The 22,892-nt window shown below is 48.3% G+C and carries 19 protein-coding genes; 14 read left to right on the top strand and 5 right to left on the bottom strand.

Annotated elements, in window-relative coordinates; all coding sequences use genetic code 11:
• Positions 1-212 precede the first annotated feature (212 nt).
• The 6 genes from ELR70_RS04830 to ELR70_RS04810 all read left to right on the top strand — a co-directional run bounded on the left by ELR70_RS04830 (position 213) and on the right by ELR70_RS04810 (position 6,086).
• The gene (locus ELR70_RS04830) at positions 213-1,622 is read left to right on the top strand and encodes a HAMP domain-containing sensor histidine kinase (protein ID WP_054013409.1); all 1,410 of its coding nucleotides are present in this window, start codon (positions 213-215) and stop codon (positions 1,620-1,622) included.
• A complete protein-coding gene (locus ELR70_RS04825) occupies positions 1,619-2,158 on the top strand; it encodes a hypothetical protein (protein ID WP_054013410.1) in 540 nt (179 codons plus the stop codon). The genes ELR70_RS04830 and ELR70_RS04825 overlap by 4 nt, the downstream gene beginning before the upstream one ends.
• Entirely contained in the window at positions 2,158-3,510 is a 1,353-nt protein-coding gene (locus ELR70_RS04820) for a sigma-54 dependent transcriptional regulator (RefSeq protein WP_054013411.1), read from the top strand. The genes ELR70_RS04825 and ELR70_RS04820 overlap by 1 nt, the downstream gene beginning before the upstream one ends.
• A 215-nt stretch (positions 3,511-3,725) precedes the next feature.
• Positions 3,726-4,607: a cache domain-containing protein gene (locus ELR70_RS25325; protein WP_241566282.1), complete on the top strand. Its 882-nt coding sequence runs from the start codon at positions 3,726-3,728 to the stop codon at positions 4,605-4,607.
• Positions 4,604-5,680: a HAMP domain-containing methyl-accepting chemotaxis protein gene (locus ELR70_RS25320; protein ID WP_241566281.1), complete on the top strand. Its 1,077-nt coding sequence runs from the start codon at positions 4,604-4,606 to the stop codon at positions 5,678-5,680. The genes ELR70_RS25325 and ELR70_RS25320 overlap by 4 nt, the downstream gene beginning before the upstream one ends.
• A complete protein-coding gene (locus ELR70_RS04810) occupies positions 5,667-6,086 on the top strand; it encodes a GNAT family N-acetyltransferase (RefSeq protein WP_054013413.1) in 420 nt (139 codons plus the stop codon). The genes ELR70_RS25320 and ELR70_RS04810 overlap by 14 nt, the downstream gene beginning before the upstream one ends.
• 91 nt (positions 6,087-6,177) lie before the next feature.
• Here the strand turns inward: ELR70_RS04810 and ELR70_RS04805 are convergent, their stop codons facing one another.
• The 4 genes from ELR70_RS04805 to ELR70_RS04790 form a co-directional block, all read right to left on the bottom strand.
• Positions 6,178-8,667: a leucine-rich repeat domain-containing protein gene (locus ELR70_RS04805; RefSeq protein ID WP_128064490.1), complete on the bottom strand. Its 2,490-nt coding sequence runs from the start codon at positions 8,665-8,667 to the stop codon at positions 6,178-6,180.
• Positions 8,588-11,236, bottom strand: a complete 2,649-nt coding sequence (locus ELR70_RS04800; RefSeq protein WP_128064489.1) for a hypothetical protein — start codon at positions 11,234-11,236, stop codon at positions 8,588-8,590. Before ELR70_RS04800 ends, ELR70_RS04805 begins: the two co-directional genes overlap by 80 nt.
• 11 nt (positions 11,237-11,247) lie before the next feature.
• Positions 11,248-13,047 carry a hypothetical protein gene (locus ELR70_RS04795; protein ID WP_128064488.1) on the bottom strand — a complete coding sequence of 600 codons (1,800 nt, stop codon included), beginning with the start codon at positions 13,045-13,047 and terminating at the stop codon, positions 11,248-11,250.
• A 213-nt stretch (positions 13,048-13,260) separates the two neighbouring features.
• Positions 13,261-14,433, bottom strand: coding sequence for an AraC family transcriptional regulator (locus ELR70_RS04790; RefSeq protein WP_054013415.1), 1,173 nt, complete (start codon positions 14,431-14,433; stop codon positions 13,261-13,263).
• A 197-nt stretch (positions 14,434-14,630) separates the two neighbouring features.
• On the opposite strand from ELR70_RS04790, the gene ELR70_RS04785 reads away from it, so the two are divergent.
• Together ELR70_RS04785 and ELR70_RS04780 are read left to right on the top strand one after the other, a co-directional pair.
• Positions 14,631-15,086, top strand: coding sequence for a DUF6326 family protein (locus ELR70_RS04785; RefSeq protein WP_054013416.1), 456 nt, complete (start codon positions 14,631-14,633; stop codon positions 15,084-15,086).
• A 199-nt stretch (positions 15,087-15,285) separates the two neighbouring features.
• Entirely contained in the window at positions 15,286-16,155 is an 870-nt protein-coding gene (locus tag ELR70_RS04780) for a hypothetical protein (protein WP_128064487.1), read from the top strand.
• A 44-nt stretch (positions 16,156-16,199) separates the two neighbouring features.
• On the opposite strand, the gene ELR70_RS04775 is transcribed toward ELR70_RS04780, so the two are convergent.
• Positions 16,200-16,553 carry a DoxX family protein gene (locus tag ELR70_RS04775; protein WP_054013418.1) on the bottom strand — a complete coding sequence of 118 codons (354 nt, stop codon included), beginning with the start codon at positions 16,551-16,553 and terminating at the stop codon, positions 16,200-16,202.
• A gap of 101 nt (positions 16,554-16,654) precedes the next feature.
• Between ELR70_RS04775 and ELR70_RS04770 the strand changes: the two genes are divergently transcribed.
• The 6 genes from ELR70_RS04770 (at position 16,655) to ELR70_RS04745 (ending at position 22,886) form a co-directional block, all read left to right on the top strand.
• Positions 16,655-17,527 carry a LysR family transcriptional regulator gene (locus tag ELR70_RS04770; protein ID WP_054013419.1) on the top strand — a complete coding sequence of 291 codons (873 nt, stop codon included), beginning with the start codon at positions 16,655-16,657 and terminating at the stop codon, positions 17,525-17,527.
• Positions 17,528-17,700: 173 nt separating this feature from the next.
• Positions 17,701-19,335 (top strand): diacylglycerol kinase family protein, encoded by a 1,635-nt coding sequence (locus tag ELR70_RS04765; RefSeq protein WP_054013420.1) that lies wholly within the window; start codon positions 17,701-17,703, stop codon positions 19,333-19,335.
• Between the two features lie 12 nt (positions 19,336-19,347).
• Positions 19,348-20,733, top strand: coding sequence for a sigma-54 dependent transcriptional regulator (locus tag ELR70_RS04760; protein WP_054013421.1), 1,386 nt, complete (start codon positions 19,348-19,350; stop codon positions 20,731-20,733).
• A gap of 14 nt (positions 20,734-20,747) precedes the next feature.
• A complete protein-coding gene (locus ELR70_RS04755; protein WP_054013422.1) occupies positions 20,748-20,948 on the top strand; it encodes a histidine kinase in 201 nt (66 codons plus the stop codon).
• An 11-nt stretch (positions 20,949-20,959) separates the two neighbouring features.
• On the top strand, positions 20,960-22,468 hold the full coding sequence (locus ELR70_RS04750; RefSeq protein WP_128064486.1) for a sensor histidine kinase: 1,509 nt from the start codon (positions 20,960-20,962) through the stop codon (positions 22,466-22,468).
• Positions 22,440-22,886, top strand: a complete 447-nt coding sequence (locus ELR70_RS04745) for a response regulator (protein ID WP_054013424.1) — start codon at positions 22,440-22,442, stop codon at positions 22,884-22,886. The genes ELR70_RS04750 and ELR70_RS04745 overlap by 29 nt, the downstream gene beginning before the upstream one ends.
• Positions 22,887-22,892: the final 6 nt, after the last annotated feature.

Genomic DNA, 22,892 nt, shown 5'->3' with positions numbered 1-22,892 from the left:
TTCCAACTTTGATGCCAGCTTTATTTAGTTATTTATTTTCAATGAGTTAATAAAAGGTGGGTAAAAAAGTTCAGGTGGGATTAAGGCGGTTTGTTGCTAAATGGCAACACTGATTAACCTGCGTTTTTGGCTCAACTTTAAAAATCAATAACTTACACCTGTTGCCATTTAGCAACATCGGACCAAAAACGCACTATAAAGCCAGATATTTTATGCAGCATGCCAGCTCAGAGCAGCGCGCCCGTGAGCCGCTCAAACAATTTTTTTCTCAGGCGTTGTGGAAACAGGCACTGATGGCGCTGCTGTTGGCTCTGGTTCCGCTGTTATTGCTTACTCTGTGGTTTATTCAATCGGTAGCCTACCAACAACAACAAGTTCAAGATATTTATTCAAATAATCAGAAGGTTACTTCCGAATTTAATGAGTTAAGAAATGCCCTTATGGCGCTTGAGAAAGCCCAGTTGAACAACCAGCTGCTACAAAGTGAAAAATTACAAATTAGCATCAACGAAAACTGGCAAAAGCGTAAAAAAACGCTCACGAAACTGCTCATCACACTGAAAAAAAATGCAGCCGTTGCAAATTGGCAACAGCCCCTGACACAGGCCCAGGCTCCCGACAGTAAAACCTTGTCAGCCATGGTCACTGTCCTGACCCGCGAGTCACAATCGCTACAGCAGGCACTCGATAAAACGCTCGACGAAGCGCTGGTGCAACAAAGTAAGATCCGCCAGCGCTTTTTAATCGGACTGAGTCTGTTGTTACCCGTCTTAATTGCACTCAGTATCTGGCTGATAAAACGGATCTCCCGCCAGTTATTTCAGCTGGAGCAAGCCATCGCAGTCGTTGGTGACGGAGAGTTCGCTACACCCATTCGATTGTCGGGAAGCCATGAGTTCACACAACTTGGCGAGCGTCTTGAACAGGTTCGCTATGAACTGGCCGCCAGCAAGCAACAAAAAGAGACCTTTTTGCGTCATGTCTCACACGAGTTAAAAACCCCGCTGGCCTCCATCAAAGAGGGCACTGAGTTACTTAATACATCTCACCTGGGGCAGCTGAACAACAAACAAATGCGCGTAACCGGCATTCTGGGCACGTCCGTCAGCAAACTTACTCAGCTTATTGACGACTTGCTCACGTTCAGTGCTGCCAGCCACCCACACAGTCAACAAGCACGCTGTAGTGCCCAGGCAATCAAAGATCAACTTGAGGAGCACTTTGCACAGCGGCTACAAAGCGCAGGTATTCAGATTGACTGGCGCTTTAACCCGGCACTCACTCAATTGCCCGAAATGCCTGTCAAACTGGCGCTGACTCACCTGCTTGGTAACGCCATTCAGTATACCAATACTCACATTGTCATAGAGTTCTCTGACACATCGACTCATTGGCGGTTCAATATTCGCGATGATGGACCGGGACTCGACCCACAAGAAGCTGAGCATTTGTTTAAGCCCTTTGTCAGAGGCAAGCAAAGCACCCAAATTGCAGGTAGTGGACTGGGGCTGGCCATTGTCGAGGAATGTGTGAACCAGTTTGGCGGCCAGTTAGGGTGGCAAAATACCCACCCTGGCTGTGAATTCAGTTTAACTTTGCCAAAACAAGGAAAAAGTAAATGAGAACCCCATTGTTGAGCTTACTGCTCATTGTTTGTCTGAGCGGTTGTCAGCTGAGCCCGGATCAGAACAACAGCCGCTTTATCGGGCCACGCAAAACGCTAAGCCCTGAGTATGCAACTCTGACGTTCCTGCTTGAGCGTTACTTAACGGTATGCCAGCAGGATTTACCCGTTACTCATAACAAATCGGAACGTTTTATCGGTCAGGCCGCTATTGATACATTTATTCACAGCTACTGCAACACAGTATCGACCACCAAACAATTGCAGGCAATAGCTGCAATAGAGCAAAGCCAGCCCTGGCCACAGCACTACCACCTGTGGTTTAGCACACTGAAACAACACTCTCAGGTGCTGCGAGGACAAAAAATCCGCCTGCATCGCAGTAACGCGAAACTGAGCGAGATCCAATCGCAGCTGAGCCAAACCAGTCAGGCATTAATGACCCTCAAACAAGAGCTGGTCGACATAGAGCAACAAAGGCTTCAGGACGTGCCTATGAATGAATCCCCTCAGACATCCAAGGAGCAGCCATAATGTTTTACACAGCAACCGACATCAAAGATCCTCTACCTGTAACCCGAAACACCACCATTATGCTGGTCGACGACGACCCGGCCCTGAGCGAATTGCTGGCAATGAGACTGGAGAGTCATGGCTTTGAGGTTATGCTGGCCAGCAGTGGTCATGCTGCATTACGACAATTGACAAACACCTCAATCGACTTGGTACTCACCGACTTGCGTATGGATAATATGGACGGCCTCACCCTTAACCAAAAACTACAGGCGAACTACCCGGGACTGCCCGTGATCATGATGACCGCGCATGGCTCCATCCCCGATGCCGTTGATGCCATTCAGCAGGGGATCACGGCGTTTATCACTAAGCCTATCGACAGTGATGAACTGCTGGCTGCCATTAATAAAGCGGTGCCAGACAAAAGTGTGTCACACACGCCAGATCCGGATAATTTCCATGGTTTGTATCACCAAAGCGCGAGCATGCGCCAGTTGGTACAACAAATTAAAGCCATCGCCCCCAGCCAGGCCAATATCCTGATCCAGGGCGAAAGTGGTACGGGTAAAGAAGTGACGGCTCAGGCCATTCACCGTGCAAGCAACCATGCTGAAGGACCATTTATTGCCATAAACTGTGGCGCCCTTCCCGCTCATCTGCTGGAATCTGAATTATTTGGCCATAAAAAAGGCGCTTTTACCGGTGCAATTACAGATAAACAGGGGCTGATCCAGGCTGCCGATCAGGGCACATTATTACTGGATGAAATTGGGGATATGCCGCTCGACTTACAAGTAAAATTGCTGAGAGTCTTGCAGGAAAAAACGGTACGCCCCATTGGTGGGCAGCATGAGCAAACCGTAAATGTCCGGATCTTGTCGGCTAGTCACAAGAACATTGCTCAGGCCGTGAGTGAGGGAACGTTCAGAGAAGATCTTTATTACCGGCTTAACGTTGTGCAGTTGTCGCTGCCGGCGCTCAAAGAGCGAGTTGAAGACATTCCCTTACTGGCCAACCTGTTTTTAAAACAACTGAGCAAAGCGCCAAAGCGCCTCTCGCCGGATGCCATGACCGCCTTGCTAAACTATGCCTGGCCCGGCAATATCCGCCAGTTACACAACGTGATTGAATATTGCGTAGCAATGACTCCAGGCACCCATGTTTCGCAGGACTGTGTGATAAATGCCTTACCCACTCAGGATGACCGTCAGGCGTTTATCGGCCTCAATGATGCCAAACGGCAGTTCGAACGTGACTATATCGTCAGGGTACTGGCTTTGTGTCAGCATAATGTGCCCCAGGCAGCCAAGCTGGCGCAACGAAACCGCTCCGACTTTTATAAGCTAATGAAAAAACACAATATTCAATGACTTCCTGCTCAAACAGACAGATTATGCAAGAGCACTTCTATGACTTCGCGCATCGTCTGTCCCCGCCAGTCACTGTTACTTTTCTTGCAGTACGCCTTGTTCAACCCAGATAAGTTTGCAATATTAACCGAAAGCCCATAAATTGGGCTAATTCGGAGCAATCTGCTCCGTTCACAACTACACTATTATTACAATAAAAACCGAGGTGGTTGCCCATGAGAATGCGTAAAAAGCTGATTTTAAGCTTTGTAATGACTGTTATCATTCCAATTCTTGCAATATCCATCATGAGTATCTCGCGCACCAAACAAGAGTCACTGGACCGATTCTTAGAGACTTCAGTCAACGAGATACGACAAATAGAAAACGCGTTTATCATCTTCTTTGACCAGATGAAAAGTAATGCCCGATTCTTAGCGCAAAGTAAAACCGTGCAATCCGTCGGCAAGGACACAACCACCTATTTTGGTGCAGAGAAAATGATGACGCCGGAGAGCTCCGGCAAGACAGAAGCAGAAATTTTTGACCTGTACACCACCTTTGGCAAAACTCATCCTGAGCTGCTGTTCGTTTATCTGGGCACCCGTGATGGTGGCTTTATTCAGTATCCTGCCGAGCCTTTAGGCAACTATGATCCGCGTAAAAGGCCCTGGTATCAGCAGGTCAGCTCCAGTCCATCTCAGGTGGTGATCACTGAACCTTATCAGGGCGTTACCGGACAGGCGATGGTATCCGTTGCAACCGGGATTATGAAAAACGGCCAAATGCTCGGCGTTCAGTCTCTGGATGTAACCTTATCGACACTGACCGACATTGTCAGCAACATCAAACTGGGTAACACAGGCTATTTGCTGTTACTCGACAACCAAGGGACTGTGCTGGCAGACCCCAAAAATGCTGATAATAACTTTAAAAACATTCGTGATTTGAGTGATGCCCGATATCAGGCTATCCGAAACGCGGGGAGTGCACCTTTCATTACACTGGAACACCAGGATAAATCTTCAATGCCAAGTTTTATCGTTCAGAGGAACTCGGTTGGACCTTTATTGCTATCATTGAAGAGGATGAGATCCTCACCTCGTCATACAACATGACTTACAGCATCAGCATTATCGCAGTGATCATGCTGGCCTTGTTTGTGGTCATCGCCATCGTACTGGCCAACAAAATTGTTTACCCCATAGAAATGGTTTCAGATGGCCTCAAAGAAATAGCCCAGGGTGAGGGCAACTTATCTAAACGACTACAGGTGATAGGTAATGATGAGATCAGCGAGCTGGCAACCTGGTTTAATCAGTTTCTAAACTCAATTAATGCGCTGGTTAAGGATATCCAAAACAACGCCAGAACACTCAATAGTGAAGCGCAAACTTCTCAGTCACGAATAAACGACATCCGGGACCAGTGCCGCCATCAGGAAAAAACCTCACAAACCGCCACGGATACCACGCAGTCCATGGCGAGTATGGCGATGACGGTCAGTGATAACTGTGGCGATGCACTCAACGAAATTTCGACCACAGAACAGCATACTCAAACCGGTAATCAGATGATCCAAAGTACCGTGACTCAGGTGGCCAAACTCAATGATTCACTTGGCGATTCAGCCACCGCCATGAGTAAGCTCGAAAACGAAAGTAATAACATTACCAACATTTTGGAGGTCATCCGTACCATTGCCGAGCAAACCAACTTACTTGCTTTGAATGCTGCCATTGAAGCCGCTCGTGCCGGCGAACAAGGCCGTGGTTTTGCTGTCGTGGCCGATGAAGTGCGAACACTGGCTCAGCGTTCTCATGATGCAACTCAGGACATTGAACAAGTCCTGACTAAACTAATTGAGCAAACCCGCAGTGTTTCTGAGCGTATGACCGCCAGTGTTGATGAGTCTAAGCAAGCCATCGAACAGTCGGAACTGGCTCATCAGGCTTTCGATGACATCGCCAGCTCGGTCTCTCGCGTTAAGACCATCATCGCTGATATTTCCCGTCAAGCCAATGCTCAGGGTGAGGCCGCCGAGGAAACTCAGTCTCGCATCCAGGGCGTCAGTCAGTCGGTGCAGCAAGTGGGAGACTCAGCCGATGCGTTGCATGCCGGGGCAACGCAACTAGTTGAGCTGGCCAATAACCTCGACCAACTGGTGGACAGATTTGATGTTGACGACTGAGCTGGAGATTTCACATACACCACCCGCAGCCACTGAGTTCAGTGCGCTGCGCGCCAGTGTCGGTTGGCAAAACCCTGCTTCTGAGCAAATTGCAGCCAGTATTGCAGCTTCACTGTACTGGGTGCAGTGTCGCAAGGGGCAGCAACTGATTGCCTGTGGTCGGATAGTTGGCGATGGGCATATGTACTTTTACATCCAGGACGTCATTGTGCACCCGGATCATCAGGGGTGTGGCCTAGGTCATATCGTAATGGATAACATTGAGCAATACCTGTCAGCACATTGTCAAAGTGGCGCAACCGCAGCATTGCTGGCGGCACACGGCAAAGAAGCTTTCTACCAGCGCTACGGCTACGCATTGCGTGATGGCCAATCGCTGGGGCTGGGAATGTGTAAGTTTTACTGAGTTCGTAAAACGTATGTATCACTCCCACAACCCACTGAGCTTGGCAATGGCCTTCGCGAATACCAGAGACTTTCGCGAAGGCTCGCAGGCATTAATGTGTCAGGATCGTACATTCAGCCGGTACCGATAAATCACGGCACAGAAATCCCCGGATCTGCCCTTGATTAATGATCAAAAACTCTCTGGCCTGGTCGCTCAATTCGCTCCCTTCAAGAAATAGCCTGATATTTCGCTGACTGCCTGTTGCAGTCAGACTGCTCAGGGTATTGCCTGCAAAATATATCTCTGTGTTTTCCATATCATCAGGCAGGTGCAGTTTAGTCACTTTGGTATTACTTATATCCAGGTGCTTTAACCGTGCCTCAAGTGCCAGTTGTGATATCGGTGTATGGTTTATCACTAAAGTACGCAGCTCATTCATAGTCGCAATATCCACTTCCTCGAGCTGCGTGTAAGACAAGTTCAGGGTGTGTAGCCGAGAATTCAACCTAACACCAAATTGCGTCAGAGGATTATGTGACAAATCCAGTGAATTCAGGTTCTGGGGACCCAAAGTCTCAAACGTCGACAACTGATTACCCGACAGGCTGAGATTATACAACCACGGATTATCCTCTGGTAACTTGACACTTGCTATCTGATTATCGTCCAGCCACAGGCGGCGTAATTTAGCATCATCAGGCACTGTCAGCGAAGTCAGCTGATTCCCCTTGGCACTTAGGTGCTCAACGTGCGATCCATTCAGATCCAGCGTGGTTAAACGTGCGTTATCAATCTCTAACCAATCCAGCGCTGGCATGGTCGTTAACGCTATGCTGGTCAGTTGTGTGCTTGACAAGATCAGCTTTTTCAGCGGCACATTTCGCGCTGAAACAAAGTACTCAAGCGGCGTATGCTGAGCACTCAAGTGATATATTTCACGATTTTCGGTGATATCCAAAGCCGACAGCTGAGTATGGTCGAGTTTGGCGTGAGTCAGTTGAGGAAAACGGCTCAGCTCCAACTGGCTCAGAGGCGTGTTGTCCAGCCACAGCTTTCCTACTGGCAAAGTCGCATCCACAAAAGTAATTTCTTCCAGCTGACTGTTGCTTGCCTGGAGCGAGGTCAGGTTTTGTAATCCGCTGAGATCCAACCGACTTATTGCACTGCCAGACAGGTCGAGCCTGGTCAAACTTGTTTGCCCACTCAGTGCTAGACCAGCCGGGCCGCCTTGTGTTATAGACAACGAGGTCAGTGCACTCCTTTGTGGCAAGGTGAGTGCTGTAAGCTCAGGCAACGCAAGGCTGAGCTTCTCTAAACCGCTCATACTACTTAGGTCCAATTCTGTAATGGCAATATCACTCAGTGATAACTCAGTTATCTGAGTCAGAGTATTGAGTTCGGCCAAGGCTGACGGGCTGATCTGTGCCGCACTACGCAGCTGCAAAGAGGTCAGCTGCGAAAACTGCGCCAGACCTGAAATATCCGTCAGTGTCAGATTATCTTGTCCATCGCAGGACAAATGCGTTCTAAACTCAATGTGCCTGTCGGGAGCCTCATTGTACTGATCAACACAGGCACCCAGGAACGGATCGGTCATTTCCAGCCGTGCAGATTGGCTGCCGAGCCAGGGTTCAAACCGTGCGCTGATATGGCAAGCACTGGCAATCCCTGGGCCATAAAAATGCAACACCCGCTCATTTTCATAGTCAAAGGACAAATCACACCCAGATAAAGAGGACAACACCTGATCTTGCTGATATGAGATCTCAACACCTATCCGCCTGCCGTATAATATGTAAGAACCGGATATGTCGGTTACAACTTCTCCGCCTGGGCCCACATCTAACGTCACCTCATAGGCTGGTACCTCGTAGCGAAGAAAGTGCTGATCAGCAACTTGGCAGTAATTGCCCCGCGCATAGCGGCACACCAAAACCCCTTCGCTTGTGCTCTCTATGATTTCAAGCTGATATTGCTGTGCATCACCAAAAAGCAGTTTACCCTGCTCAATAGCAACCTCAGTGGCACCTTCTCCCTCAATAAACAAATACTGCTTGATGCCCTGTTCATGCTGTCGTTCAAAGAATCGCCAGTAGCGCGTTTGCTGTGCCGTTACTTCATATAAATAATTAGAAGAAGGCGTATCAATACCGACTTCAAGTTCAAGCTCAGCACGGAAAAATTGCGCTTCAAACTGTGTCAAACCGGGGTTGTTATCCAGTTCAAACTGGCGGATCACAGCTTCAGAATTGCTTAAGCTTTCATTGATCAGCACAAATAGCGTATCGTCTTGCTTACTGAGTACGGTGTACGTTTTGTGGTATCCCAATACACACTGAGGGTCATCGATACTGCAAATCGGATCGAACATCTCAAGCTCAGTGTTATACGCGGCAGACACAGATAAAGTCGAACCACTTACAGACGCCCGCTCTGCACCATTAAACTTACTGGTGCGGTATGTACCATCTGTATACAACTCAAAACCATCACTCTGATTCGCAGACTGATAGCGCCACTTACCTGCCAGTTGCGCCAGTTGCAGTGGCTGCGCTTCGCGCTTGATAAGCAAAACCGGCACCATGTTGAAACCAGTCATTGTGATATCCCGAGCTGGTCTTCTTAACTTCCTCAATCACGAACTGATAGCCCCATTTGGATTGACGAATTAATTTAAACTCGGCTATCAGGGTGCCAGATCGTGCAGACAGTCGCAGTCGGTTTTGCTCTGTCAGCGACCAGTTCAGTTCATGTTGCTGTGCCCAGGGAGTCTGCTCTCCCGCACGTAGCTCACCCGTGTGGTCAGCATTCAGGTTAAATAACAAGTGCTGCTGAGTATGTGTTTGCTGCGACTCGGCATACTCGCCAAAAGTCAGCGCCCATTGTCCTGCCAATACTTGTGGATCGATAGCAAGCGCTTCAAGGTCTTTAGCAAACTGGATCTGAGTCGTAAATACCGTGCGTTTGAACACAGTGTCATGGTGCCAGCTCAGATAAGCACCGTCCGGTTGATACTCAAATGCAAATCCAGTGACAATGTGCGTTTTGCCCTGGCCATCGCGCACAGACACGGTTCGCCCGCCATTCAAACGTGCAACATAGACAGACTCGCTCTGTTGGGTAATCTTAAAATCAACAACGTGTGTTCGGGTTGTCAAAGTGCCTGTGCCATTGCGATGGATATCCATATACCAGCTATGCGGGACATCTCCATTATTCACAAGCACGACATTCCTGCCAACATGTGGGGCGGTACGCTTAAAGCTTGCGTTAATGGTGCAGCTCTGTTGGGGCTCAGTCACTGAATACAGTAAAGTGCCATTGTCGCTTTCTTTGAGCACGCCCTGGCAACCTGATATCTCGTCAAGTTCAAAGCCTCGCTCTGGTAAAATCAAGGTTTCAAAGCTTTGTTTATAGCTCACTGTATTCACCGAGGGCTGTAAGGCCCCCTCACCCGACACCACATACTCAATATCCAGATTTGGGGCTAAAAACTGGTAATAGAGCGAGTTTGTCTCATTACAGCTCTGCAGGCCCACATCTTCGCGTAAACACAAAGTGATACCCTGCTGATCTGCATCGGTCAGTGTTAAATAACGTGTTGTGCTACGGTCGATTGTTACAAGTTTAATGTCTTCACCGGCCATAGAAGCCCAATACTTTTGCTCACCTATATAGATTGCCTCTGCACAGTAGGGTTGTGGAGAGAAAGGTTCGCAATGCTGACCTCCCTGCAGGTGCACCACGCCTTGTTCAGTCAGGCCATATAAACTGGCTGTGCCGGCAAATGCACCGCTGCTGCTGGCCTTAAAAATGCCATCGGTCAATCGAGGTGTGCTCAGCACATCATCGCTTAACTCGAACACATACAGCTGACGTTTAGACACCCCAGCACTCAACGGATTGCTGGCCGTTGCATACTCCACTGCGATTAGGTCGCCGTGAACGCTCAGCAGACGATACGCGGCGGTTAGTTTGGCTTCGCACTGTAACAAAGATACATCACACCAGAGAGTATCTATGCCTGCAAATTCAAAACGTTGCTGCACCAGCTTGCCGTCTTGTTTGTCACCCCAAACATTGCGACGCCAGAGGTAATGGTAGTGATTATCTTCATCAATGCTAAAAACTTCGCTTTCACCTTGTCTGAATAGCAGGTTCCAGGTACGAGTGTAGTTAAGCTCGTCGAAACTGGTTTTTTGATGGCGTACCATCACGCCTGGCACCATGACTTTACCTTGTTCTCCGTCGTACTCAATCAGCAGCTGGTACCCGAGGGGAAACTCTCTGAGTATGTACATACGGTAAGGTGCATTGTCCAGGGTAAGTTCAAGTTGCGCCCCCTGAAGCTGCCAGTGTGTGAAATCAGTCGTAGCACCCGATTCAACGCGCGCCGAACCATCGCTAAACAGGTTTATGTCATAGTGGCGTTCCTGGCTTGCAGAGTGAGCAAAGCTCATTGACCATTGGCCAAAAAAGTCACTTGCTGAATACGCCGATAAATCATCCAAGGCTACCATACGGGTGTACCATGGTGCACTCTGGCTGCCAGGTATACTCACGCTTGCAGCTAGGTTGCCATCCGGGTCTTTGCTCAGTGACAGGTGTAATTGTTCTGCAAAATAATCAGGCTGCGCAGCAACCCCGTTGCGATAGATGCCAAGTGACCGGCTGAGTGTAAGCAGGATACCTGACTCCACCTGCGACCAGTTAAAAGGTACGCTTTCAGTTGCGTTCAATACACCGCTTCCGTCCTCATTCAATGTCAGCGACGCAGCAAAGCCATTGAAATAGCTCAGTTCACTCAACAAATAGCGGCCCTCAGGCACCGCTGTGGCAGGCTCGAACAAATTTGGGTTTTGGGCAACCTGATGGCGTACTCTGTCAGCGGCTTCACCATATTCACGCTGGTATTGACGTAACTGACGTTTGGTGGCGCGTAAATTTTTTGCCAGGGCGACAAGATCCGGATAACCATTGGGCAGGTTTAAATTTCGTTCAGACACGCGACTGAAGTCATAAAACAGCCCCGTTAGGGCGCGTTTTTCAGTCGGGTCTAAACTCGCACGCGCTTCACGCAATTGCTGCTGGGTGATTGGTAGCCCCAGGTCGCTTTGCAGTAGCGCAAATTCTGCAGTCGTTGCCGCGTTGATATTGACAGCAAACAACTCCTCTTCTGTCAGGACCTTGTCGTCCCCCCAAGCGCAATCAGGTGCTTTACTTCCCCCAACACAGAAGCCGCTGCACGCATGGGGTTATTCTCTTGATGTGCTGTTAATACAATCATGGCGTTCGCTTGCGACTCATCCAGCTCCAATGTCAGGACGTAACGCCCTGCTTCATCGACAGCCACAGTCTGCGCGACGTCGTCAACCTGTGCGGTCACTTGGGTATTGCTGACGGGGAGTTCCTTAGCAAATACCTCACCTGAAATGGTCAACATATGCTTGAGCGCCTGAATTGTCAGCTCTGTCTGTGCCTGTACCTGATTACCCAGAGTATCTTTGACCATAAGACTTACTGTAACAGGTAAGTCTTCCTGAATATCAGTACTTTGCAACGTCATTTGCTCGCTAAGATCCCCTTCAGCACTTAGCAGGTCTTTACCGTTATGTGTCCAGGTATAGCTGGCTACCCGGTTATGAGGGTCATAAAGTTGCGCGCTAAAGGTGACAGGCTGCTGCTCTATGAGAGCTTGTGGCCCTACGTTTATGGACACCTCCGGCAGAGCACGTACTGTTATATTTGTCTCTGTACGGCTTTGAGCACCGTCGTCATCCGTCACGATGACAAATATGTTCAGCTCTGTGTCTTGCCTGACGTCCATGTGGCTGAGCACCAACTCGGCCCCCGTATTGTCACCAATACTGAGTGATACATCGCCTTCGTAGCCCCATTCATAGTGACTAATTTCACCGTCAGGATCATTCGCTTGTGCGGTAATAGTCACACTGTGGTTTTCCATCACTTCCAATGGGGACACCAAGGTCACTTCAGGGGAACGATTTGGGAAAGGAAGTAACTCGACCAAATGGGTAGCCTGAGCCGACAGCGCCTCATCATCACTGACCACAAGCGTAAAGGTAACAGTCTGTGGTTCATTTATCTGAGGAACAGTAAAGCTAAGCTCAGGTGTGTGAACGTTTGACAATTGCAGTGGCAGGCTGCTATCTGAAGACCATTGGTATTGACTAATCTTCCCATCCGGGTCGCTGGCATTCGCACTGAGTATTACGGTATCTTGCACACGGGCTTGGTCAGCCCCTTCAATACTGACAATGGGTGCTTTATTTGGCTCGGAGTCTGATGGTCCGGTGCTGTTTGCAGCAAATGTGACAACGTGTGCAAACTGATAAGTACGCCCATGTACATCTTTCACCGAAAGGGTAAAAGTCACAACCACAGGTGAGGACAATGTAGGTGTTGCCACCGTCAACACCGCTGATTCTTGCCCTGAGAGGTTTAGCTCAAGCTCGCTGTCATGTTGCCACTGATAACTGACCACCTCCAGACCGTCAGCCTGCCCTTCAAATGTCACGGTGTCAGCATCTGTGATCTTTTCAGGACCGACTACTGAAACTGTCACCGACTCACCTGCTTTGAATACAATGGTATGACTGGCTTGCACTGTCCTGTCCAGCTCATCCGTTACGGTTAACGTAAACACCGCATCACCATCTGCTTCAATGTCCTGGCTGGTTACAGTCAGACTCGACTGCGTCAGGTCCGATACGTCCAGCGCCAGTTCTGATTCATAATGCCATTGATAAGTTACTGCGCCAGAGGAGTTATCAACACTTGAGGTTAAGGTGTGCGAAGTTAATTCTGCGACTTCTTTATTACCTGTGACCTCAACGACCATCGGCTTTAAGGTGGGTTGCTGAGCTTCATTGCTACTGCTGCTACCACCACACGCAACCAACGTATTTATAGTCAGAATAATAAAAAAGAGACGGGAAAAATAACGGAACGATTCCATGAGCTAAACTTAATCCTTGAAGCATAAGAGGGAAATAAATCCAGCCAATTATACCCTTTTAAGAAACAACCTCAAGATGTAAAATTCATAAACCTATGATTACATTAACTTTTGTATGATTTACATTCAATGATAGAAAATTTCCCTGTGACTCATTTAGTCAGAATACCCAATAACAGGCTTACAAGACAGTGGCTCATCATTATTAGCTATTCACTTGCCGACTCGCCTATACTCACTCGGCGTCAGTCCCGTTTCCTTTTTAAATGCCTTATAAAATGAAGAGCGTGCGTTAAATCCAACCTCAAGCGCAATATGTAGCACTGAGTCTTTACTAGCCAGTAAACGCGCTTTTGCAGCCTCGATGCGCCAGTGATTCACAAAATCGAAGAAGTTCACTTTCAGTGTTTCGTTTAACACCTGAGAAAGGTAGTTGGCTGATACGCCGCTTGCATCGGAAAGCTTTTGTAACGTCAGATCGGCATCCAGATAGAGCTTATCATCCTGCATCGCTGAGGTGACTTTTTTGACTATCCGGGCGGAGCGGTCCTTATCCAGAGCCGATTTATGGTACTTATTGAGTGTATCTTGGCTACTTGGTTTATCCAGAGCATTCACCCTGTCTACCTCATTATCCAAAGCAGGAATAAGCAATGGGGTGGTTTGTTGCATGGCAAAAAAGGTCAGGCTCCAGGTAAGTATCAATGCAGTCAGTATTTCAGCGCTAAGCGTCAATATAGCATGTCCAAACAGGCTGGACAGAAAAGCGCAGCTCAGCGCTAAAACCCAGATACACATGGCCATAAAAATAAGCCGTTTTGTCGCGAATATCCTGGGGTCATCAAGGTTAGAATAGTGAGCTTTTAGTTCAGTTCTGAATACCATCAGGTGTTTTATTAATACCACTATGGTCAATCCGCATTCAACCAGCCAGGCACATATCAGGGCCAGCATCGCACCAGCCAGTACCACAGCATGTAACCCAGTAGGTATTTCATCGGTAACAAAAAGTGCCCGGTGCTGTTGTGATGGCAAGGTAGCAATGATGCTTGAAACCACTATTGCGGGCCATAACAAAACGAACTTTTTTGGATTCAGTTTATACAAAGTCCGACTTTTGTGTGTCGTGATCCCCTCTATATAAAGGCGTAATGCAGGGCAAAGCACAAACAGCATAGGAAAACCAATAACCGTATACGCCTGATACCAGTCAGGTATTACAACCGGCACGATTGCATTCAGGGCCAGCACGCCACAGGCACTGAGAAATACCACCAGCGGTATTCGATAAGCGCGTGTTGACTGCTTTATTAGCAACACAGGTACACTCAAGGCAACTTGCCCAATTAGCATCGCCGTAAGTACCATCACAATAGTTTCAGCCACTTCTCTCCCCTGACAGTTGAAACAAAGTTATCCGTAATTATTTGTTTTAGCTACTTTTAATTTTCATTTCTCGCAAATCTGTCCGCGCCTTTACGCTGGGACGACGCCTTAGCTCAGAGCAGTTAGTCTGAGTGCTACCTGGATACAGCCGGGCAAACCTTTTTACATGGACCCCAATATGAACTAAGGAACCACGTATGACAAACCCAAATTCAACCGCTAGCGAAATATCCGATGGCCGTATTCGCATTAAACTTGCAACGCTTTGGTTGCTGGTGATGCTCAATATGATTTATGCCGATATCCTGGCCTTTGTCTCGGCTTTTATCACGCCTGGCGTCATTGAGACATTGATGAGTGGCTATTCCGGCTCAGTCAAACTATCACAGCCACTGCTACTGATCAGCGCCGTACTCATCGAAATTCCCATTATGATGATTTTTTTATCCCAGTTTCTCGGCTACCGAATAAACCGGTTATGTAACCTTGTGGCCGTCCCGCTTACCTTTGTGTTTGTACTGGGGGGTGTGGAAACCGCTCCCTTTTACCTGTTTCTGGCCGCCATTCAACTTAGCTTACTTTTATCCATTGCCTGGACGGCCATCCGTTGGCATGCCCCTGCCGCACACCCAATCGGAAGCCCCGTCAATTAAGTCGCAAACCAGTACGTTCACTGAGCGACAGCTTAAAAAGTAACACTATTTATTTTAGATACTTAGAAGGAAACATACACATGAATAACACACGACTCATGCCCTTGCACTGCTAATTTGCAGCACTACAGCCACTGCCAGTATTGAACAGGGTCGGGCAGAATTTGAAAAAGGCAATCTACGCCTCGCACAGTCTCTTTTGCTGCAACAGCAGACCTCTGATTATCACAAGCCGCTGCTTCTGGCACGTATTGCGCTGAAAAGCGATAAAGATGAAGTTGCGCTACAGCATATAGAAGATGCACTCGCTCAGCACCCGAACAATCCAGAGCTCTATTTTGCCCATGTTGAAGTGGTCGCCAAAATTGCCGAGCAGGCAAGTATTTTCAGTGTCTCTGGTTATATTAAAAAGCTCAAAGCATCGTTTATCAAAGCTGTGGATTTGGCCCCGGGTAATACGGAATATCGCACTGCACTGATCAAGTTTTATATCAATGCCCCTTCTATGTTTGGAGGCGATGAACAGGCCGCTTTGACACATATTAACGAATTAGAAAAAATCGCCCCTTTTGAAGCCTTCCTTACTCGCTTGCATCTGTTAGGTAAAACAGGTGAACATGATGAGTTCGCTCGCTTAATTGCCATCGGACAGAAACAATATGCTGCAGAGCCTAGATTCTTTTACACTCTGGGTCAGGTATATCACGAGCTTGACCAGAGCGAAGAAGCTTTACGCCAGTTCCGCAAAGCTGCGACCATGAAAACAGCGACCACTCAACAGGAGAAAGCCAGAAACCATTCACTGGTGCTCATTGGTGTACTCAGCCAGCAACTGGGTAAACACCATGACGAGGGTGAAGCGGCATTAAGGCAGTATCTGGATGAAGCTTCGCACTACTACGATATGCCAGATAAAAGCCAGGTCAAATTCAGGCTGGCCGAAATTGCGATAGATCGCAGCAAAACCACAGTTGCAAAACAGCTATTGAACGAGGTCATTACCGAAACGCTTAGTGAGCGCCTCAAGAAAAAAGCCCGCTCCGCGTTGAAGAAATTGGCCAGAGCGTAAAGTCATCAATAATAATGGGCTCCATCATGGCGCCCATTAGCGAACTACAGTAACCCACAAACGAGCAGGGAAACTGAACCGCACCCGGTTAGTATCGCAGCAATGGCGTCTTTGAATGTGTCATATTTGAAGTGGAAGTAACATGCACCAACAGAGGTCAGTAGTATTAGGACCGAGCCAAGCTGCAAAGCTTTTTCTTGTTCAGCGATTATAGCAAAGGCTAGCAATCCGGCAGCGGCCGATTCAATGATACCGATCCCATACATGTGCCTTCTGCCAAGCCCGTATCGCCTGAAAAATTCACTTTGTATTTTGAACACACCAGCGCTCCAGGCAAAAATCTTTTGAGAGCCAGCCAGAGTAAAGAAAACAGCCAGCAAAGTAGCAATTATAACCATCAATATCCTCCTAATAGGGCTAAGGAGGAGCATTAAAGCATTCCAATTAAACTCAATGAATAGTATTGTTTACCTAGAATGTATTCCAAAATGGAATGACCATGGACAAACTGACCTGTATTAGGCTATTTACTGAAGTGGCTAAAAGAGGAAGCTTTACCCACACAGCAAATGCGCTCAATATGACTCAAAGTGCGGTAAGCAAAAAAATTGCCTGGCTTGAGCAGCACCTTGGCTTTACCCTGTTTCACAGAACATCTCGCGCTATTGCACTAACCACATCAGGAAAGACATACCTTAAATACAGCCAATCGCTGCTCGACACTATGAGCGAAATAGAGCACCAGATCCGTGATGAACAAACACAGATCAGTGGCCATATTAAAATCTCTGCACCCAGTGCTTTCGCAACGCAGCGTCTGGCAGATCCGCTTTGTGAGTTTATGCACCGCTACCCTAAAGTGACTCTGGATGTAAGTGTAAGCGATCAGCATGTAGACCTGATAAATGAGGACGTAGACATTGCAATCCGGGCTTCAGCGCTAAAAGACTCGGGGCTTAAGGCAAAGAAGTTGCTGGACCACGATGCTTGCTACTTCGCAGCGCCTCAATATCTAAAGCTGAATGGCACGCCATCTACCCCCGAATCACTTTTAACCCATCGATGCATCACCTATGCTCTCAGTAATCCCTCTAATATCTGGCAGTTAGATAACAAACACTACACTGTTAATGAATATATCAGATCTGACAGTCCGGAAATGATTGTTAAATTAGCCCTTTCAGGGTTAGGCGTTGCAGCCATGCCGAGCTGGATGGTTGATACACACCTGGCAGAAGGCACGCTCATTAAATTATTTGAAGACAGGCAAGGTCATACACTGCCGATGTACGCGCTCTATAAGCATACCGAGTTTATGCCAACGAGATTGCGCACTATGCTTGATTTTCTTCATGAATATTTCACCAACTAAATTGCCCTGTTCTTAATGATCAGAATCAAGCAATTAATTCATAATCAGGCCGGTAAATTTTACATACTCTGTAAAACCCTCCTACGCTGAAGTCTGGAGACGCTGTTTTAAGGGCCTGCAAAGCGGAATGAAAATTGAATAGTGTCTATCAGTCTCTCACATTAGGAGTATTCATGAGCACAGCGCACTACTATCTTGTTTTACTGCTGTTTACCCTGCCACTAATCATATTGAACCTGAACAACTTGATGCTTTTGCCATCTATCTGGCTCAGTGCGTCTATTGCCTGCGTCTACGTAGCTTATGCGCTAGACAGACCAGAACTGTTCCGTAAACGCACCACGGGGCAAGTACCATTTTATATCAAAGTATTGCTGCTACCCTATTTTATAGGGGCGCAGCTCTATAATGCCTGGCAACGATACCAGGACAGTGTGCCACCGGTACAAGAAGTGAAAGACAACTTGTTTTTAGCCTGTCGTTTGTTTCCCAGTGATATCCCCATGCTGCAATCCAAACAAGTTGAAGCAATACTGGATGTTACTGCCGAATTCGACGGCCTGAACTGGTCTGCCGAAGAGCAAGGCTTGTACTACCTGAATATACCCATTTTGGACCATCAAACTCCCAGTGAAACCCAATTGCGACATGCGCTGAACTGGATTACCGTGATGCATCAGCTCAACAAGAAAGTAGTCGTCCATTGTGCGCTGGGACGTGGCCGCTCAGTATTTGTCGTTGCTGCTTACCTGATGCTGCAGGACCCATCCTTATCCGTGGATGATGCCATGCAATTTATCAATGGCAAACGCCAGACAGCGCGCTTAAATCGTTACCAACACCGCCGTCTTAGCTCGCTCATGCATCGCGTGCATGAAGCCCCAAGCGTACGCCTGCCGATAATCATCAACCCTGTTTCGGGTGGCGGAAAGTGGCACTTATACGACAACCAGGTGATTGGCCTGCTGTGCAGCCAGTATACGCTTGTTCTGCACTTTACCGAACAGGACACAGACGTTGCAGCGCTGGCCGCTAAGCTAAGTCAAGACACAGAGCGCCTGATTGCCTGTGGCGGTGATGGTACGCTGACCGCCGTTGCTCATGCGCTGGTAAACAGTGAATGTAAATTGGGCTTTATTCCGCTTGGCACAGCCAATGCGCTGGCACACGTACTGCTGGGGATACGCAGTAAAGTTGATCCTGTCAGCAGTGCCTGTGACGTGCTTTTGAGTGAACATCACATACAAATAGATACCATGACCTGCAACGGCGAGACGGGCCTGTTGGTTGCCGCCTTTGGATTTGAGGCACAAATGATTGAGCACGCCAATCGCAGCGAAAAAAATCGCAGTGGCCAGCTGGCCTACATCAGTGGCTTTATCAATGCACTCTCTGATGGACATAAACAACACGTAACATTGCGCACAGATAATCAGCCAGAACAAAGCTTGGATATTGCCAGTCTGGTGGTCGCCAACGCAGCTCCCATAACCACAGTGCTGGCGCAAGGAGGTGGTGAACCAGATTATCAGGATGGCTTGCTGGATCTAACGCTGATCCGTCATGAGCCAGAGTCTGCATCTCGTGCGCTGAGTGTGGCACAGCTAATCGCCACCGGCGTATCTGGTAAAGCAGCACAGGAAAGTGCCGTTTCACACGCCCACTGCAAGCAAGTCACTTTACACGCAGACTCAGAGCAAATACAGTATAGTATTGATGGTGAAGTAAAAAGTGCCGACAGCCTTAACATTGAAGTGAATCAGGCTTCCTTGTGGATCATGGCTTCAGAGTCGACACATTCAAACTAACAAGGATCCCGAATGAAGACCGTTCTGCTGGTTGATGATGACCATGAATTTACGACTATCGCCGCTCGGATCATTGAATTTATAGGCTGTGATGTATACACCGCAGGCAGTATTGACGAAGCAAAACAGTGGCTTACTGATATGCGCTTTGACCACCTGTTCCTCGACTTTATGCTCCCCGATGGCAGTGGCTTACATCTCATAGATCACATACGTAGCCTTAAATTATCAGCACAAATTACCCTGATAACAGGCCACCCTTCGGTCAAAGCAGCACTGGCCAGCATGTGCGACGAGCAAATCAATTACCTGACCAAGCCCATTGAAGCCGATGACGTGAAGCGCGTATTAAACAAAAAGTCCGCCACTCATCATACCCAAACCGATCCCTTTGAGCGTCATTTTGGCTGCTTGATCGGCCACTCGCCCGCCATGAAAAAGCTGGTTACTATGATAGATCGGGTCGCTAAAACCAATGCCAACGTATTGTTAATGGGAGAAAGTGGGTCAGGTAAAGAAGTCGTTGCTAAGGCCATCCACAATGCCAGCCAGTGCAGCGGTGATCAAGTATCTGTGAACTGTGGCGCGATTGCCAAAGATCTGATCGGCAGCGAATTATTTGGTCATGAAAAAGGCGCCTTTACCGGCGCAATCAACCAAAAGAAAGGCGTATTTGAGCTGGCACAAAATGGCACATTATTCCTGGATGAAGTCACAGAAATGCCCATTGAAATGCAGCCTAACCTGCTCAGGGCACTGGAAACGCAAACCATTACCCGGGTGGGAGGGGCTAAGCCCATAGAGGTCAATTGTCGTGTGGTATCTGCCACCAACCGGACGCTGGCCGAAATCGCGCAAAAAAACGTACTGCGCGAAGACATTTATTTTCGCCTTGCCGTCTTCCCCATTGAAATCCCACCGCTGCGGGCACGTCCTCAGGATATACCGCTGCTGAGTGAGTTTTTTGTCCACCAGCTCAATGAAGAATACAAAACACAATATCAACTCACCGAGCAGGCTCATGCTGTACTGGCTGCACACAGCTGGCCAGGCAATATTCGAGAGCTGAAACACTGTATTCATCGCGCATTTATTATGGCAGATCCCGATACAACCACACTGATGATAGATGAGATTGTCAGCTCACCATTCGCGAGTGCTCAGGAGCCTGACGTTCAAGCTCCATCTCAGGCACCAGCCACATCTGCCACAACCCTGTCCGCGCCGGTTAAAGTCGGAGAAACCATTGAAGAGGTCGAGCGAAAACTGATTTACCAGACTCTGGAGTCGGTCGATGGCAATAAAACTCTGGCCGCAAAAATGCTGGGGATCAGCACTAAAACACTGTACAACCGCCTGAATGCGTATGAGCAATCAACACCTGAAGAAACAAAGTAAAGCGAGGGGGAAAGATGACAGACAAGCCTGATATAGCAACGCTCATTCATGATGCCAGAAAGCCACTCAACCATATTTCTATGCACGCAGAATTGATTAAGATCCTAAGCCAGAAGCCAGGTTCAGAAGCTGAGATTCAGCAATCAGCCGACGATATCATTAAAGCCAGCAAGGCGTGTAGCGAATTGCTCCAAACCTTGATGACGCAAGATTGACGGGAGCTACAGTGCGCGCATTTAATTACTCCCGCCGTATGCAGAATATGGTGTGGCTAATCCCGCTGCTGATCCTGGCTGGAGTTATATTAGTGGCCTCTTTGGGATTAAGAAACACCGACGAAATCGCCCGAATTCAACAAAGTTTGCAAAATACCGGCGAAGTCATGCTTAGGGTCGATCAGCTGCACATTGACATTCTGAATGCCGAATCCGGACAACGAGGTTATCTCATTTCCCAGCGCGAAAGCGATCTGGCTCCTTATCAGATTGCACTGAAAAAATTTGAACATAGCCTGAGCAAGGCTCAGACGATCCGTTCGGAAAGCCCCCCTCAGCAGCGGCGCCTGGAACGTTACATTCAGCATGCTCAGATTAAATTTGAATCACTGTCTGCTAGTGTAGCGCAGGCTAGGGACAATGAGCAGCTTGAACCACACAGGATGCTGGACGATGTGCGAAGTACCGGGATTGACTTACGCACCCTGTACGCCACCATCATGGCAGAAGAAACCGAGATCAGAAATCTGCTGATGGCGCGCCTGACGCAGGCACGGGAAACCGCAAAAGACAACCTGATCTGGTTCACAGTATTAAGCACCCTGATCAGCACCCTGTTTTTGGTGTTTTTAATTAAGCACCTGCACAGTGTGCGTCGCTCAAAAGAGCAGCTGGAACGCTACAATGAGCAACTCGAAGACAAAGTAAAAGAGCGTACTCAGGCACTGGAGCTTTACGCGGATGAACTGACCCGCAGCAATCGCGAGCTCGAAGACTTTGCGTTTATCGCTTCTCATGACTTACAGGAGCCACTTCGAAAAATTCGCGCGTTTTCTGATCGCATCAAGGCCAATTACGAAGCGCTGCTGGATGACAAAGGTAAAGATTACCTGTCCAGAATGGACAACGCAGCCAAGCGGATGTCGGTACTAATCACCGATCTGCTCTCCTTATCCAGAGTGACGACCAAAGGAAAGGATTTCGAAGACGTCGCACTTAATCCACTCATAGAGACTGTGCTGGATGACCTGGAGATAACCATCAGCGACGCCAATGCCCGCATTCAGGTTGACCCATTACCGACCATTGAAGGCGACCCAATACAGCTTCACCAGTTGTTTTTAAACTTGTTATCTAACGCCATTAAATTCCGCCGCGAAGGCGTGCCGCCACAAATTGTCATTACCATGAGCAAAACCGCCGCTCCCAGCAAGTTACTTGAAGACATTGAGTGTGACTGGCTGGAAATTGACATCACCGACAATGGTATTGGCTTTGCCGCCGAATACAATGAGAAAATTTTTACGCCGTTTCAGCGCCTGCATACCCGCAAATCTTATGAAGGGACAGGCATTGGTCTTGCCGTGTGCCGTCGCATTGTTGAGCGCCATGGCGGACAGATCAGCGCACACAGTATTGAAGGCCAGGGCACCACTTTTCGGATCCTGATACCCGACCTTGCTTCCACTCTCACATTAAAGGACACCGCCGATGAGCAGCTTATCAACCAGACGCATTAATATTTTGATGGCAGACGACGATGAAGATGATCGTTTGCTGACTCAGGACGCCCTGCAGGAAAGCCGGGTGTTAAACAACCTGAACTTTGTGCAAGATGGTGTTGAGCTGCTGGCGTATCTTAACAATGAGCCGCCGTTCGAAGACAAAACCAAACACCCCCGGCCCAGTATTATCCTGCTGGATTTGAACATGCCACGCATGGATGGCCGTGAGGCGCTGCACAAAATTAAGAGCGACCCAACGCTGCGCTCAATTCCGGTGGTGATCCTCACTACCTCTAAGGAAGAAGAAGACAAACTCAGAGGATATGACCTTGGCGCCGCGTCGTACATCTCCAAACCCGTGAACTTTGATGGCCTGGTGGAGCTGATGCGTCAGCTGGGCAAGTATTGGATCGAAATCGTCGAATTACCTTAGGAGGGA

This window comes from Pseudoalteromonas sp. R3 (assembly GCF_004014715.1).
Classification (GTDB): domain Bacteria; phylum Pseudomonadota; class Gammaproteobacteria; order Enterobacterales; family Alteromonadaceae; genus Pseudoalteromonas.
Note: the sequence above shows the minus strand (reverse complement) of the source record. Positions and strands in the feature narration are given on the sequence as shown.